Annotated in this window: 15 protein-coding genes; 8 read left to right on the top strand and 7 right to left on the bottom strand. The window is 59.0% G+C overall.

From position 1 onward, the window contains the following. Positions 1–12: 12 nt before the first annotated feature. The gene (locus tag ACR0FB_RS17705; protein ID WP_480621518.1) at positions 13–1275 is read left to right on the top strand and encodes an FAD-dependent monooxygenase; all 1263 of its coding nucleotides are present in this window, start codon (positions 13–15) and stop codon (positions 1273–1275) included. Here the strand turns inward: ACR0FB_RS17705 and ACR0FB_RS17700 are convergent. From ACR0FB_RS17700 to ACR0FB_RS17685, 4 genes are all read right to left on the bottom strand, one after another. Next, positions 1272–1457: a Trm112 family protein gene (locus ACR0FB_RS17700; RefSeq protein WP_171119907.1), complete on the bottom strand. Its 186-nt coding sequence runs from the start codon at positions 1455–1457 to the stop codon at positions 1272–1274. The genes ACR0FB_RS17705 and ACR0FB_RS17700 overlap by 4 nt on opposite strands. After that, positions 1454–2095, bottom strand: coding sequence for an LON peptidase substrate-binding domain-containing protein (locus ACR0FB_RS17695; protein ID WP_171637751.1), 642 nt, complete (start codon positions 2093–2095; stop codon positions 1454–1456). Before ACR0FB_RS17695 ends, ACR0FB_RS17700 begins: the two co-directional genes overlap by 4 nt. A gap of 27 nt (positions 2096–2122) precedes the next feature. Further along, complete coding sequence (trxA, locus tag ACR0FB_RS17690; RefSeq protein WP_171637754.1) at positions 2123–3037, bottom strand: thioredoxin; 915 nt, start codon at positions 3035–3037, stop codon at positions 2123–2125. A 75-nt stretch (positions 3038–3112) separates the two neighbouring features. After that, entirely contained in the window at positions 3113–3901 is a 789-nt protein-coding gene (locus ACR0FB_RS17685) for an exodeoxyribonuclease III (RefSeq protein ID WP_480486497.1), read from the bottom strand. Positions 3902–4144: 243 nt separating this feature from the next. Between ACR0FB_RS17685 and ACR0FB_RS17680 the strand changes: the two genes are divergently transcribed. Continuing rightward, positions 4145–4963, top strand: a complete 819-nt coding sequence (locus ACR0FB_RS17680; protein ID WP_171637758.1) for a DUF2189 domain-containing protein — start codon at positions 4145–4147, stop codon at positions 4961–4963. A gap of 216 nt (positions 4964–5179) precedes the next feature. On the opposite strand, the gene ACR0FB_RS17675 is transcribed toward ACR0FB_RS17680, so the two are convergent. Further along, entirely contained in the window at positions 5180–5866 is a 687-nt protein-coding gene (locus ACR0FB_RS17675) for a response regulator transcription factor (RefSeq protein WP_117872957.1), read from the bottom strand. A 162-nt stretch (positions 5867–6028) separates the two neighbouring features. Here ACR0FB_RS17675 and ribA point away from each other — a divergent pair, with 162 nt between their 5' ends. Together ribA and ACR0FB_RS17665 are read left to right on the top strand one after the other, a co-directional pair. Beyond that, on the top strand, positions 6029–7120 hold the full coding sequence (gene ribA, locus ACR0FB_RS17670) for a GTP cyclohydrolase II (RefSeq protein ID WP_152459261.1): 1092 nt from the start codon (positions 6029–6031) through the stop codon (positions 7118–7120). Then, positions 7117–7617, top strand: coding sequence for a L,D-transpeptidase family protein (locus ACR0FB_RS17665; RefSeq protein WP_480492433.1), 501 nt, complete (start codon positions 7117–7119; stop codon positions 7615–7617). The genes ribA and ACR0FB_RS17665 overlap by 4 nt, the downstream gene beginning before the upstream one ends. Here ACR0FB_RS17665 and ACR0FB_RS17660 read toward each other — a convergent pair. Both ACR0FB_RS17660 and ACR0FB_RS17655 read right to left on the bottom strand, forming a co-directional pair. Continuing rightward, entirely contained in the window at positions 7601–8260 is a 660-nt protein-coding gene (locus ACR0FB_RS17660; protein ID WP_480621519.1) for a YggS family pyridoxal phosphate-dependent enzyme, read from the bottom strand. The two genes, ACR0FB_RS17665 and ACR0FB_RS17660, sit on opposite strands and share 17 nt — an antisense overlap. Before the next feature lie 101 nt (positions 8261–8361). Beyond that, entirely contained in the window at positions 8362–9411 is a 1050-nt protein-coding gene (locus ACR0FB_RS17655; protein WP_480621520.1) for a porin, read from the bottom strand. A 285-nt stretch (positions 9412–9696) separates the two neighbouring features. Here ACR0FB_RS17655 and ACR0FB_RS17650 point away from each other — a divergent pair, with 285 nt between their 5' ends. The 4 genes from ACR0FB_RS17650 to holA all read left to right on the top strand — a co-directional run bounded on the left by ACR0FB_RS17650 (position 9697) and on the right by holA (position 14292). Next, entirely contained in the window at positions 9697–10179 is a 483-nt protein-coding gene (locus tag ACR0FB_RS17650) for a DUF3576 domain-containing protein (RefSeq protein ID WP_170345590.1), read from the top strand. Positions 10180–10251: 72 nt separating this feature from the next. After that, positions 10252–12789 carry a leucine--tRNA ligase gene (leuS, locus tag ACR0FB_RS17645; RefSeq protein WP_480621521.1) on the top strand — a complete coding sequence of 846 codons (2538 nt, stop codon included), beginning with the start codon at positions 10252–10254 and terminating at the stop codon, positions 12787–12789. Then, complete coding sequence (gene lptE / locus ACR0FB_RS17640; protein WP_210093828.1) at positions 12776–13267, top strand: LPS assembly lipoprotein LptE; 492 nt, start codon at positions 12776–12778, stop codon at positions 13265–13267. Before leuS ends, lptE begins: the two co-directional genes overlap by 14 nt. After that, positions 13264–14292, top strand: a complete 1029-nt coding sequence (holA, locus tag ACR0FB_RS17635; protein ID WP_480621522.1) for a DNA polymerase III subunit delta — start codon at positions 13264–13266, stop codon at positions 14290–14292. Before lptE ends, holA begins: the two co-directional genes overlap by 4 nt. Position 14293: the final 1 nt, after the last annotated feature.

The following is a 14293-nucleotide window of genomic DNA, read 5'->3' as shown; positions in this document are numbered from 1 at the left end:
ACAGGACTGCACATGGACAATCCCGAAAGGGCGCGCATATTGCAGGGCATGACACAGGCTTCTGACATTCTGATTGTGGGCGGCGGGTTGAACGGCCCTGCTTTGGCGCTGGCACTGGCACAAACCGGTCATTCGGTCACGGTGATCGATGCGCTGGTCGAAAAGGTACGCAAGAACGCGGCATTCGACGGGCGCGCCTATGCGCTGGCTCTGGCCTCACAGCGGTTGTTGGATGCCATCGGTATTTGGGACCGCGTCGCGCAGCACGCCCAACCGATGCTGGAAATCAAGGTCACAGATGGCCATGCCGGGACAGGGCCATCTCCGTTTTTCATGCATTTCGACCATGCCGAGATCGAAGAAGGCCCGATGGGGTATATGGTCGAGGATCGCCACCTGCGCCGTGCTTTTCTGGACGCGATGGCCGAAGAGCCGCGCATCACCCAGGTAAGCGGCAAATCCGTCGTTTCGCAACAGACCGACACGGCCAACGTGACCGTGACGTTGGATGACAGCAAAACCCTGGACGGCAGCCTGCTGGTTGGCTGTGACGGTCGCCGCAGCGGAACCGCGTCACGGGCCGGCATCAAACGCACCGGTTGGGATTACGGCCAGACGGCATTGGTCTGCGCCATCGAACATGAGCTGCCACATAATGGCATTGCCCATCAGTTTTTCATGCCACCCGGTCCGCTGGCAATTCTGCCGTTAACTGGCAATCGCAGTTCCATCGTCTGGAGCGAACGCACCGACAGCGCACAGCACATCAACGCCCTGCCCGAGGATGACTACGTGCAAGTTCTGCGCCCGCGATTTGGCGATTTTCTTGGCAAAATCAGTCTGGCGGGAGATCGTTTCACTTATCCGCTGAACCTGACCATAGCCAATTCCTTCATCAGCGATCGCATGGCGCTGGTCGGAGATGCCGCGCACGGAATGCACCCCATTGCCGGTCAGGGCCTGAACGCTGGCCTCCGCGATGTCGGCGCTCTGGCTGAGGTCCTGACTTTGGCGGGACGGCGCGGCGAGGATATCGGCTCGTTGATGGTTCTGGAGCGCTATCAGGAATGGCGCCGTTTCGACACGGCCTCGCTGGCGATGGCGACGGATGTCTTCAACAAGCTTTTTTCCAACGACAACCCGCTGCTGCGGCTTGGACGTGACATTGGCATGGGGGTTGTCGGCGCTTTGCCCGGCCTCCGTCGCGGTTTCGTTCGCGAAGCGGCCGGGCTGACCGGGGATCTGCCCAAGCTGTTGCAAGGGCGCCCGATTTAATCCAGCTGTCGGGCCTCGTCGACCAGCATGACCGGAATGCCGTTGCGGATGGGAAAAGCCAAACCCGCCGCTTTTGAAACAAGCTCTCGCTTTTCGGCGTCATAGTGCAGGGTCGTATGTGTCTGCGGGCAGATCATCGCCTCGAGCATGTGGCGATCAAAGGCGTGTTCAGGGTCGGTCATTGCAGTTTTTCCTCGTTTGATCCGCCGCGCATGGCGAATTCAATCAGCGTCACCAACGTTTCGCGCCGGGTGCGCAGGCAGGGGGCTTCCAGCAGGGCCTGTTTGTCCTCGGGGTCGAAATCCAGAAGCATCGACAGGGAATTCACCAAAAGTTCATCCTCTGCGTCCTTAAGCGAATCCCAGTCGGTGGACAATTGACGGGATGAAAAGAAACGCTCCAACAATGTCAGGAACGCGTTGCGGTCAAACTCGTTGTCTTTCTCGGCCTTTCCCAGATCACGGTCGAACCCGTCCCACGAGACCGCGCACCTCCGGTAGGGCGTGAACGAATCCAGCTCTGACATGACCCTGAACCGGGATATACCGGTCAACGTGATCAGGTACCGGCCATCTTCGGTTTCCGAAAACTGCGTCACCCGCCCTGCGCATCCGATACGGTGCAGCTTGTCTTCGTCATTGACCGAAGGATTCGGCTGAACCATTGCGATCAACCGTTCCTTGGTTTTCAGCGCGTCGTCCAGCATCTGAAGATAGCGCGGCTCGAATATGTGAAGCGGCAAGCGCGAACGCGGGAGCAGCAGCGCCCCGGGCAATGGAAAAACAGATACCGTTTCCGGCAGGTCGGCGGGATGCATCATGTACCCGACTCTAGCTCTGATGAGAGATTAGGCAAATATCATCGAACTGAGTTTGCGACGTCCGTTCAGAACAATCGGGTCATTGGGCTTGAGCGCATCGAAGATGGTGAAAAGCTGTGTCTTGGCTGCACCTTCATTCCATTCACGATCCCGGTGGAACAGTTCCAGCAATTGTGCCACGGCTTCTTCCACATTGCCGTTCGCGTGCAGCGCCTGCGCCAGATCAAAGCGGGCTTGATGGTTGTCCGGATCCGCCTCAACCGCTGCCGTCAGCTCGGCGACGGGGCCGGCATCTGCTGCCTGCTTTGCAAGCTCCAGCTGCGCATGTGCGGCCTCCAGCTCGGCCGATGTGGAGATCTCGGCCGGAGCGCCGTTCAGGATCGCTTCTGCCTGCTCCAGATCACCGGTGGCGATATGCGCCCGCACCAGACCACCATATGCAGCGGCGTGGTTCGGATCTTCGCCCAGAATTGCGGCAAAGGTTTGAGCCGCGTCCGCAGCCGCGCCTTCGGCAAGCATTTCCTCGGCAGCCTGCACAGCATCATCCAGTTGGCCCCCGGGGCTTTCCCCCCCTGCGGCTTCGATCACGCGGTCCACGAAGGCCTTGATCTCGGATCCCGGCAACGCGCCTTGAAACCCGTCCACAGGCTGGCCCTTGAAAAAGGCATAGACGGTCGGGATCGACTGGATGCGCATTTGCGCAGCAATTGTCTGCGCCTCATCCACATTGATCTTGACCATCTTCACCGCGCCTTTCGCGGCTGTCACAGCCTCTTCCAGCATCGGTCCAAGGGTTTTGCACGGGCCACACCAAGGTGCCCAGAAATCGACGATCACAGGTGTTTCCTGCGAGGTTTCCACCACATCGGCCATGAAAGTGGCCTCGGTCCCGTCTTTGATCAGATCGGTTGCTGGGGCGTTTCCGCCGTTCAGAAGGTCCATGGCAATCACTCTTTCGTTCGAACTTGCGCCCTATATGCAGCCGCTTGTCGCGGAAACCAAGGGCTGAGTTGCGGATCAGATGTCGAAACTGGCAAAGACCGGAGCGTGATCGCTGGGTTTTTCCCATCCACGGGCGTCCCGCAGAATACGGCTGGAATGGCCCGCGTTCGAGATATCGGCAGTGGCCCAGATATGGTCCAGCCGGCGCCCCTTGTCCGCCGCATCCCAGTCCCGGGCGCGATAGGACCACCAGCTGTAAAGCTGCCCTTCCGGGATGTCCTGACGGGTGATATCAACCCAGCCACCTGCTTCCTGTGTCTCGGCCAGATGCTCGACTTCGATGGGCGTGTGCGAGACGATCTTCAGCAGTTGTTTGTGTGACCACACATCATCCTCGCGCGGGGCGATGTTCAGGTCGCCGACAAGGATGGATTTAGCCGGCTTTTCCGCACGGAACCAATCGCGCATATCAGTGAGATAGTCGAGCTTCTGGCCGAATTTCTCATTCACCTCCCGGTCCGGCACGTCGCCGCCCGCCGGGACATAGAAATTGTGGATCGTGACACCATTTTCCAACCGCCCGGCAATATGGCGGGCATGTCCGAGACCGGCGAAATCCTTGTCGCCCACCTCTTCCATCGGCAGGCGCGACAGGATGGCGACGCCGTTGTAACCCTTCTGCCCCCGCGCGATCATGTGGGTGTAGCCCAGTTCGGAAAACCCTTCGGTCGGGATCTTCTCAACCGGTGATTTGCACTCTTGCAGGCACAATACATCAGGGGCTTCTTCTTGCAGCAATTTCAGCACGATAGGCTCGCGCAGGCGAACAGAATTGATGTTCCATGTGGCAAGGGTGAAAGGCATGTCGGGGATTCCTTTGTCGCGATTGGCGCAGGTTAACGTGGCACAACGCCAGTTGCCACGAGAAAAGGCAGCCCCGATGCCAGGACCAAGGACTGGCAGTGAGGCGGGCGTCACATTCGTGCTTTCCCTTGCCCTGATATCTCGCCTGATGCAGACTTGTCTGCGAATGAGGAATGTCTGTTTCACCGCTGGGTCTGTTCGCGAACAGACCGGCCCGGCACCATGCTTTGGGAGGAGTGTGTCATGGCATCCGAGACCGCAGGTTCCACGCCACCGGAAAACCTGACGCCGCAGCAGCGGGACATGCCGCAGGTCAACAAGATCACGACGGATGACATCAGGGCGTCGCTGAAAGCCGGGTTTTCCGACTTTCTGGCCCGCCCTGTCCTGAGCGGCTTTTTCGGTCTGTTCTATGCAGTTTTCGGAATTCTGCTGGTTTGGGTCCTGATCTGGCTTGGCCAGATCTGGATGATCATTCCCGCCATTGTCGGCTTTCCGCTGGTCGCACCTTTCGCCGCCGCCGGGCTTTATGAAATGTCGCGCCGCTTGCAAAAAGGCGAAAGCTTTGGCTGGGCTGAAATCCTCAGCGTCATGGCCAATCAACGCAAACGCGAATTGGGCTGGATGGCCTTTGTCACACTTTTCATTTTCTGGGTGTGGATCTACCAGGTTCGGCTTTGGCTGGCGATCACCCTTCAGAACGCATCCTTCTCGGATTTCGACGGGTTTTTGAACACCGTTTTCTTCACGCCGCAGGGCTGGATCTTCCTTGCCATTGGCACCTGTGTCGGCGCGTTCCTGTCAGCCGTACTGTTTTCGGTGACCGTCGTCGCCATGCCCTTGCTGCTGGACCGGGAAACCAACTTCATCTCTGCCATGTTGACCTCTTTGCGCGTCGTATCCGAAAGCCCGGCGGTCATGCTCGGCTGGGCGGCGATCATCTCGGTCACCATACTGCTGTCGCTGGTTCCAGCGTTTCTGGGCCTGATCTTTACCCTTCCGATCCTTGGCCACACCACGTGGCACCTTTACCAGCGCGCCGTTGCCCCGGCGGAAGGGTGAACCGCGGCAGAGCTCACCTCCGTCATTGGGCGAATATCGGTCAGTGCTGCTGTCTGCCTTCGTGTGGAAGCCGCCCCTCAGCAGCAAAAAAAGCCGGGCCATTCGGCCCGGCAGTCCAACAGGGAGGTACATGTCATAACCCGGACATGCACGGGTTGGGAGTAACCTAATTATGAGTACAGAGTATCACTTTGATCCACATCAATCCACAACCAGTTAAGACACGAGCCTATATCCACCCGATTCTGTGACCAAAAGGCGCGCATTGGACGGATCAGGCTCGATCTTCTGACGCAGACGATAGATGTGGGTTTCCAGCGTGTGGGTCGTGACCCCGGCATTGTATCCCCACACTTCGTGCAACAGCACATCACGCGCCACGACACCGTCGGTTGATCGGTACAGGAACTTGAGGATGTTGGTTTCCTTCTCGGTCAGACGGATCTTGCGGTCTTCTTCCGTGATCAGCATCTTCATCGCCGGCTTGAACGTATAGGGGCCAAGAACAAATACCGCGTCCTCGGATTGTTCGTGCTGCCGCAGCTGAGCGCGGATACGGGCCAGCAATACCGGAAATTTGAAGGGTTTGGAGACATAATCGTTCGCGCCGGCGTCCAGGCCCAAGATCGTATCGGCATCGCTGTCATGACCGGTCAGCATCAGAATCGGGCTCTTCACGCCCTGTTTACGCATCAGGCGGCACAATTCCCGCCCGTCGGTATCCGGCAGACCCACATCAAGAATGACCAGATCATAGATCGCTTCGCGTGCGCGCTCCATTGCGGACTGGCCGTCTGACGCTTCGAAAACGTCAAAGTCTTCGGTCATGACAAGTTGCTCGCTGAGCGCCTCACGCAGATCCTCGTCATCGTCCACCAACAGGATTTTCTTGAGTTGAGCCATTTCCCGATCCTCCAAACGCTTTTCCATCACTTGCGCGCGGAATATGCAATCAACAAGATTTGCTGCAACGGTTTCACGCCATCGTGTCAGAGTTGGCAGAAATGTTTCACATTTCCTTTCGAAACAGCTAGGAGAAGGGCTGAGCGTTATAGGGTAACATAGATGAGCCTCATTCCCGATATCACCGAACTTCTTGCCCGGGCCCGGGCCGATCTGCGCATGGGCGTTCCAGTGGTTCTGACCGATGACAGCGGCTTTAGCGTTGTGGCGATCTCTGCGGAAACGCTCAATCCGCAGCGCCTGGCCGATCTGAAAAAGCTCGGAGACCCGGTGGTGGCCATTACCGGGCGGCGGGCCGAAACACTCAAGGCGCGGGCCTATGACGGCGATCTTGCACGCGTTTCAATTCCCGCCGATGCAGACATCACTTGGGTGCAGGCGGTTGCTGATCCCTCTGACGATCTGAACGCGCCGATGAAAGGGCCGTTGATGACCGAGCGCCACGGTAACGCCAATTTGCACCGCATCGCGATTGCGTTGGCCAAGTCCGCGCGCATTCTTCCTGCCGCGGTCGTCGTGCCGGTCGAAGATGGCCGGGCCTTTGCGGTATCGCACGGCCTGACCTGCATTGACCACACGCGCGCCGCCCCGCATCTGGCGGACCGCAGCGCCCTGCACGAGGTGGTTGCCGCGCGTCTTCCGATGGAAGTATCCGAGGCCGGCCGTCTGCATGTTTTCCGCCCCGAAGATGGCGGAGAAGAACATTACGCAGTCGAAATAGGCCGCCCGGATCGGGACAAACCAGTGCTGGCCCGATTGCATTCCGCCTGTTTCACGGGCGATCTGATGGGCAGCCTGAAATGCGACTGCGGTCCGCAATTGCGGGGCGCACTGGCGCAAATGGGGGCCGAAGGGGCTGGCGTTCTTCTGTATCTGAACCAGGAAGGGCGTGGTATCGGGCTGGCCAACAAGATGCGCGCATATTTTCTTCAAGATCAGGGTTTTGACACGGTAGAAGCAAACCACAGGCTGGGTTTCGAGGATGATGAGCGCGACTTCCGACTCGGGTCGGATATCCTGAAATCTCTGGGTTTCAACTCGGTGCGCCTGCTGACCAACAACCCTGCCAAGATCTCGATGATGGAACGCACAGGGATCGCCGTGACCGAGCGCGTTCCTTTGAAAGTGGGTGAAACCGCGCATAACCGGGGATACCTGGCCACGAAAGCCGCGAAATCCGGGCACCTGTTGTGACTCCAGGCGATCTTGTGCTCACCCCGCGTGGTGTTCGCTTTCGTGGCAGGACGTTCCCCTGCTCGATTGGCAAAGGCGGATTGAGCAACACGAAACACGAGGGCGATGGGGCGACACCTACCGGATGCCATCGAATCGTCGGCATGCTCTACCGGCCCGACCGGCTGGTCGCCCCCAACTTCTGGGCGATCCCGATTGGGCCGCAGGACTTGTGGTCTGATGACGTCGAAGACAGCCACTATAATCACTTGGTGCTTGCCCCTTATGCGTTCAGTCATGAGAAACTGCGCCGGGCTGATCCGCTTTATGATCTGGTCCTGTTGACCAACTGGAACTGGCCGAATGCCGTTCCCGGCAAGGGATCGGCGATTTTTCTGCATCAGTGGCGCAGGCCCGGCTACCCCACCGAGGGCTGCATTGCCTTCCGTCGGGACCATCTGCACTGGATTGCAGGGCGAATTTCCCTTGGAACGCGCCTGATTATTCCTGAGGCTTGACCCGCTCGCCGAAAATGGCCGACCCGATACGAACATGGGTCGCGCCCAAGGCGATGGCCTGCTCGAAATCACCGCTCATCCCCATCGACAACCCCTCAAGCCCATTGCGGGCTGCGATCTTGGCCAAGAGGGCGAAATGCAAAGTGGGTTCTTCATCGACCGGCGGGATGCACATCAGCCCGCGTACCGGTAGATCCAGCGATCGGCATTCCGCGATAAACCCGTCCGCATCCGCAGGAAGAACGCCTGCCTTCTGGGCTTCTTCCCCCGTATTGACCTGAATGAAAAGGTCGGGGCAGTATCCCACCTCTTGCGCCAGCCGCGCCAGGGTTTTGGCCAGTTTGGGGCGATCGACCGAATGGATCGCATTGCACAGTTCCATCGCCTGCCTGGCCTTGTTGGTCTGCAACGGGCCGATGAGATGCAGATCGACGGCATCGAACTGCTCTTTGAAAGCGGGCCATTTGCTGGCCGCCTCCTGTACGCGATTCTCACCAAAACACCTGTGGCCCTGCTCCAGCACCGCCTGAACTCGCTCATTCGGTTGTACTTTGGATACAGCGAGCAGTTTGACGGAACCGGCAGGGCGGTCCGATCTGGCTTCGGCTTTGGCGATACGCGCGGTGATCTCTTGCAACGACATGGGGCCCTCAATCTGTCTTTGGCGCAGAAAAACACCAAGTCGGCGCAAAAGAAAAGGGCGAGTCCGAAGACCCGCCCTTAAACCTTACGGTTCAGATCAGCTTAGAAGTTGAACTGAGCACCGAAGTCAGCCTTGATGGTCGAGTCTGCGCAAGAGTCACAGTCGTTTACACCCAGACCACCGCGCAGCGATGCACCGCCACCCAGGTCGTAGATTGCACCGATAGCAACCTGCTGAAGGTCAGCAGATGCGTTACCGTCACCATAGGTGAACAGCAGGGTGGTTGCAGCGCCCAGGTTGTAGGCAGCCGACAGACCCCATGCAGTACCGTCGGTCGAAGCAACTTTGGTTGCGTCGTCCGCGACAAACAGAGTACCCGAGAAGTCACCCCATTCGCCACCCAGGGTCAGAACGGTCAGGCTCGGATCGCTGCCTGCGCCACCGTCGGTCTGACCATAGGCCAGAGCGGCAGTGATGTTGTTGAAGGTGTAGGTCGCGCTGATGTCCCAGCGGTCTGCGTCAGTGGTGGTCGAAGTGGCGCCACCAGCTGCAACAGTTGTAACCTGCGCTTGGTCATAAGACGCACCAAACGAGAAGTCACCAACCGAATACTGGAAGAACACAGCGTTCGCGCCCGAACCGGTCGACGAGTAACCCAGGAAGCTGTAGTCAACGCCCGAGTACTGACCTGCGAACAGTTCCAGACCTACTTCGTTGCCGTAGTAGTTTGCCAGGTTGTCAAACGAACCTGCGACGTTGCCCGCGTCAACACGCAGACCGCCGTAGATGACCGAGAAGCGTGCGCCGTTCAGGCCGGCCGAGTTTGCTTCACCGGTGCTGCTGTCTTCGTCAGCTTGCAGACGAACACGGCCTTCAAAACGAACGCCGCCGTCGGTTTCTGCGATGCCGTCGATGTTCAGACGGAAGCGCGAGACCAGGATAGCGTCGTCAGACTGTGCGGTCGAGCTTGCGGATACGTCATCTGCTGTGCCCATCAGGCCGTCTGCGCCAGGTCCAGTAACGGTTGTGGTTGCGGTACGGTCTTCAGTGTAACCAATACCAAAACGGCCGTAACCGCTGAAGTTAATCTCAGCTGCCGCAACGCCTGCGGTCGCGATCAGCGCCGTCGATGCGAAGAGAACTTTTTTCATCTTGTTTCCCTCGGTTTCTTTCAAAAGAGTTATCTACTCGACACATGCCTCGGCATATGTCTCAGCACGGACACCGTTTCGCTCTTTTTGCCCCCATTGCGCAAGCTTGGCATAAACCCGGTCACGTCATTGGGGTCAGATTGGTGCAAGGATGCCACAGTTCCTTTTCGCCCGGATGCGGGTGATACACTTACATTTCAGAAGAATAGGCTTGTTGCAGCGAGGGTCCTTGGCTAGGAGTATGCCCTGAATACTGCAAAACAAGTGAAACAGGACCTGCTGACAATGCGCCTGCCTACGATTTTGGGATTAATCATGCTGACCACCACGATTGCGGCATGCGGGCAGAATCGAACCACTTCGACATATTCCCCCAATCCCGCCAGCGGTAATTCCGATGAACGCGAACTGAACGATCCCGAACGTTCAACGTTGTGGGACATTTTCGATCGCAGCAAGGCCGAGCAGACCACCAATGTAAACCGGTACCTGTGGGCAGCTTCTCTGGACATACTGAATTTCCTGCCTGTGCAGGAGGTCGATCCGTTTACCGGAGTGATCGTAACAGGTTACGGCACCCCTCCGGGCGGAGGCCGGTCATACAGGGCGACCGTACACATCAGTGATCCGGCGCTTGCGGCCCGGTCTTTGTCCGTCGCCCTGCAATCCAGCGGGGGCGCCCCGGTAAGCGCGGCAACAACCCGTGCGGTGGAGGATGCGATTCTGTCCCGCGCGCGTCAGCTGCGCATCGCGGACAACAAGTTCTAGCACTCCGCCGAAAATCACACTAATACCACGCCGGGTTCCTACCCGGCGTTTTCATTCACGAAGGACCGCACAATGTCGCGCTATTCGGCCACCGAACTCGAAGCAAAATGGCAAGAAGCCTGGGACAAGGCAGGAATCTTCATCGCCAACCACAAGGCGGACAAGCCGAAATACTATGTGCTTGAGATGTTCCCCTACCCGTCCGGCCGAATCCATATGGGGCATGTGCGCAACTATACGATGGGTGACGTCATCGCGCGGCACAAGCTGGCCACCGGGCACAATGTTCTGCACCCCATGGGCTGGGACGCGTTCGGGATGCCGGCGGAAAACGCTGCCATGGCGATCGGCGGCCACCCCAAAGAGTGGACTTACGGCAATATCGCCGACATGCGCGCCCAGATGAAGCCACTGGGCCTGTCGATCGACTGGTCCCGTGAATTCGCCACATGTGATCCGGAATATTATGGCCAGCAGCAGGCGCTGTTCCTCGACATGCTCGAGGCCGGGCTGGTCTATCGCAAGAATGCCGTGGTGAACTGGGATCCGGTCGACATGACCGTTCTGGCCAATGAACAGGTGGAAAACGGGCGCGGCTGGCGCTCGGGTGCGCTGGTGGAACGGCGCGAGCTGACGCAGTGGTTCTTCAAGATCTCGGATTATTCCGAAGAACTGCTGAACGCTCTGGACACGCTGGAAAACTGGCCCGCCAAGGTTCGACTGATGCAGGAAAACTGGATCGGCAAGTCACGCGGCCTGCAATTCGGGTTCGAGCGCACCGATGGTGGGGAACCGATCACTGTCTACACGACGCGCCCCGACACGCTGCTGGGCGCGTCCTTCGTGGGGATCTCGCCCGATCACCCGATCGCCAAACAGCTTGAGGCCGAAAACCCGGAAGTCGCTGAATTTGTTTCCGAATGCCGCAAGGGCGGCACCACGGAAGAGGCCATCGAAACCGGCGAAAAGCTGGGTTTCGACACCGGCATCCGCGTCAAGCATCCGCTGGACCCGAACTGGGAACTGCCGGTCTGGATCGCCAATTTCATCCTGATGGATTACGGCACCGGCGCGATCTTCGCCTGCCCGGCCCATGACCAGCGCGACCTTGATTTCTGCCGCAAATACGATCTGCCGGTGATCGACACCTTCTTTGCGCTGGACGACGACACGCCGGTCGACAAGATCGCCTTTGTCCCACCAAAAGAGCAGAAAGTCCGCTGGGTGAACCATTTCGCGGGCCTGACCGAAGCAACCGGAGAAGAGGCGATCAACACCACCATCGATTTCGCCGAAAAAGCCGGTTGGGGCGAAGGGGTCACGAAATATCGCCTGCGCGATTGGGGCCTGAGTCGTCAGCGGTACTGGGGTTGCCCGATTCCCGTGGTGCATTGCGAATCCTGCGGCGTGGTGCCCGAGAAAAAAGAGAACCTTCCGGTCCGTCTGCCCGACGATGTCACGTTCGACAAACCGGGCAATCCGCTGGATCGCCACCCGACCTGGCGCGATTGCGCCTGCCCAAACTGCGGCGCTCCGGCCAAGCGTGAGACCGACACGATGGACACGTTCGTGGATTCGTCATGGTATTTCGCCCGATTCACCGCTCCGCGCGCGGAAACACCCACCGATCTGGCCGAGGCGGAATACTGGATGAATGTAGACCAGTATATCGGCGGGATCGAACACGCGATTCTGCACCTGCTGTATTCGCGGTTCTTCGCCCGCGCGATGAACATCACCGGGCATTTGCCGGACAAAGCCATCGAACCCTTCGACGCGCTGTTCACCCAAGGCATGGTGACGCACGAGATCTACCAGACCCGCGATGCCAACGGTCGTCCGGTCTATCACCTGCCCGAAGAGGTCACGGACGGAAAACTGGCTGACGGCACACAGGTCGAGATCATCCCATCGGCCAAAATGTCAAAGTCCAAGAAGAACGTTGTCGACCCGGTCAGCATCATCTCGGCCTTCGGCGCAGATACCGCACGCTGGTTCGTGCTGTCCGATTCGCCACCCGAACGGGACGTGGAATGGACGGCTGCGGGGGCCGAGGCCGCGTACAAGCATCTCAACCGTGTCTGGAACCTCTGCGACAAGATCGGCGCCATGGACCCGAATGCCACGGGTGAAGGCGATGAGGAACTGCTGCGCGAGATGCACAAAACCATCCGCGACGTGACATTGGGTGTTGAAAGCTTTGGCTTCAACGCGGCCATCGCCAAGCTTTATGCCTTCACCAACACCCTGGCGAAATCCAAGGCAGGTGCTGCGGCCCAAAAGCAGGCCATCAAAACGTTGGCACAGCTGATGTCGCCGATGACACCGCATCTGGCGGAAGATATTTGGGCCCATCAGGGCGGCGAAGGCCTTGTGGCCGTCGCGCCATGGCCCGTCGCCGACGAGGCGATGCTGGTTGATGACACCGTCACCTTGCCGATCCAGATCAACGGCAAGCGTCGCGCGGAAATCAGCGTGGCCAAGGATCTGGATAAAGCCGAGGTTGAAAAAATTGCGCTCAGCACCGAAGCTGTTCAAAAGGCGCTGGAAGGGAATGCGCCGAAGAAAGTGATCGTCGTTCCGGGCCGGATTGTGAATGTTGTCGTTTGATCGCAGAACGTTTTTGCTGATGCCGCTGGCGCTGGCCGCCTGCGGCTTTGAGCCCGTCTATGCACCTGGCGGATCGGGTTCGGCCTTGTATGGCCGCGTCGAGGTGTCGGCGCCCAACACCGTGGAAAGCTATTTGCTGGTGCAAGATCTGGAACAGCAACTGGGGCGAAGCGCCGGGTCGGTCAACGACTACAAGCTGGACGTTCAGGTTTCGACCGTGACGCGTGGCGCAGCAATCACCACCACAAACGAAACGCAACGCTACACCATCGACGGAAGCGCGCAATACACGCTGCGGTCCAACGCAACCGGTCAGATCATCGCCTCGGGCTCGGTGGCGGATTTTGTGTCATATTCTGCCGCAGGATCGACCGTTTCCACCTTGGCGGATGAGCGCGATGCCAAGAGACGGCTGATGATGATTCTGTCGGGTCAGATCATGAACCGTCTTTACGCCACACCGGGTCTGGCTGCATGAAGTTGAGCCCGCGCGAGGCTGAGGGGTATTTTGCCAAGCCGGACGCGGACAAGACAGGGCTGCTTATCTATGGCGCGGATGCGATGCGGGTTGCGCTCAAGCGGCAACAGGTGCTGGCCGCTCTGCTTGGCGCCCATGCCGAAGAAGAAATGCGCCTGACCCGCATGCCCGGTGGCGATCTGCGTGGTGATCCCGCCCTGCTGCTGGACGCGGTCAAGGCGGTCGGCTTCTTTCCCGGCCCACGTGCCGTTTTCGTGGAAGACGCAACCGAAACCGCCGCGCCGGCAATTCTGGCCGCACTCGAAGATTGGGCCCCCGGAGACGCCCAGATCATCGTGACCTCGGGGCAATTGAAACCCAGCTCGAAAATCCGCAAGGCGTTCGAAGGCCACCCTGCCGCCTACGCAGTCGGCATTTATGACGACCCGCCCTCACGCGCCGAAGTGGAACGGGTTCTTGCCGAGTCGGGTATGAAAAACGTGCCCCGAGATGTCATGTCTGCAATCAGTGAATTGGCCGTCAGCCTCAGCCCCGGTGATTTCGCCCAAACGATTGAAAAACTGTCTCTTTACAAGCGCGGTGACAGCGCTGATTTGACGATCGAAGATATTGAGGCCTGCGCCCCGCGCTCGACCGAGGCGGCGCTGGATGATGTTCTCAACGTCGTTGCCGAAGGCCGCGCCGGTGAGATCGGGCCGCTGATCCGGAGGTTGCAGGCGCAGGGCACCAACGGCGTGACTCTGTGCATCGGAGCGATGCGGCATTTTCGGACACTCTATGCCTGCGCGTCCGATCCCGGCGGTGCTGCGCAGGGCATCGGTAAGCTGCGTCCACCGGTTTACGGCAAACGGCGTGACCGTATCCTGCGGCAGGCACAAGGTTGGGGCGCGACCAAGCTGCAAACCGCGCTGACGGTTCTGACCGATACAGATTTGGCGCTGCGGTCGGCCGGTCAGACAGCCCCTGCCATGGCGCTGGTGGAACGCGCGATGATCCGATTGGCGATGTTGGCACGATCCCGCTAGG

The sequence above is a fragment of the Ruegeria sp. P10 genome (genome assembly GCF_056534925.1).
The sequence above is the reverse complement of the archived record's forward strand: the minus strand, read 5'-3'. Positions and strand labels throughout refer to the sequence as shown.

Excerpts from the sequence above, each read along its gene's own strand:
- ACR0FB_RS17705 (WP_480621518.1), top strand. The coding sequence starts at position 13 with ATGGACAATCCCGAAAGGGCGCGCATATTGCAGGGCATGACACAGGCT.
- ACR0FB_RS17700 (WP_171119907.1), bottom strand. The coding sequence starts at position 1,457 with ATGACCGACCCTGAACACGCCTTTGATCGCCACATGCTCGAGGCGATG.
- ACR0FB_RS17695 (WP_171637751.1), bottom strand. The coding sequence starts at position 2,095 with ATGATGCATCCCGCCGACCTGCCGGAAACGGTATCTGTTTTTCCATTG.
- trxA (WP_171637754.1), bottom strand. The coding sequence starts at position 3,037 with ATGGACCTTCTGAACGGCGGAAACGCCCCAGCAACCGATCTGATCAAA.
- ACR0FB_RS17685 (WP_480486497.1), bottom strand. The coding sequence starts at position 3,901 with ATGCCTTTCACCCTTGCCACATGGAACATCAATTCTGTTCGCCTGCGC.
- ACR0FB_RS17680 (WP_171637758.1), top strand. The coding sequence starts at position 4,145 with ATGGCATCCGAGACCGCAGGTTCCACGCCACCGGAAAACCTGACGCCG.
- ACR0FB_RS17675 (WP_117872957.1), bottom strand. The coding sequence starts at position 5,866 with ATGGCTCAACTCAAGAAAATCCTGTTGGTGGACGATGACGAGGATCTG.
- ribA (WP_152459261.1), top strand. The coding sequence starts at position 6,029 with ATGAGCCTCATTCCCGATATCACCGAACTTCTTGCCCGGGCCCGGGCC.
- ACR0FB_RS17660 (WP_480621519.1), bottom strand. The coding sequence starts at position 8,260 with ATGTCGTTGCAAGAGATCACCGCGCGTATCGCCAAAGCCGAAGCCAGA.
- ACR0FB_RS17655 (WP_480621520.1), bottom strand. The coding sequence starts at position 9,411 with ATGAAAAAAGTTCTCTTCGCATCGACGGCGCTGATCGCGACCGCAGGC.
- ACR0FB_RS17650 (WP_170345590.1), top strand. The coding sequence starts at position 9,697 with ATGCGCCTGCCTACGATTTTGGGATTAATCATGCTGACCACCACGATT.
- leuS (WP_480621521.1), top strand. The coding sequence starts at position 10,252 with ATGTCGCGCTATTCGGCCACCGAACTCGAAGCAAAATGGCAAGAAGCC.
- lptE (WP_210093828.1), top strand. The coding sequence starts at position 12,776 with ATGTTGTCGTTTGATCGCAGAACGTTTTTGCTGATGCCGCTGGCGCTG.
- holA (WP_480621522.1), top strand. The coding sequence starts at position 13,264 with ATGAAGTTGAGCCCGCGCGAGGCTGAGGGGTATTTTGCCAAGCCGGAC.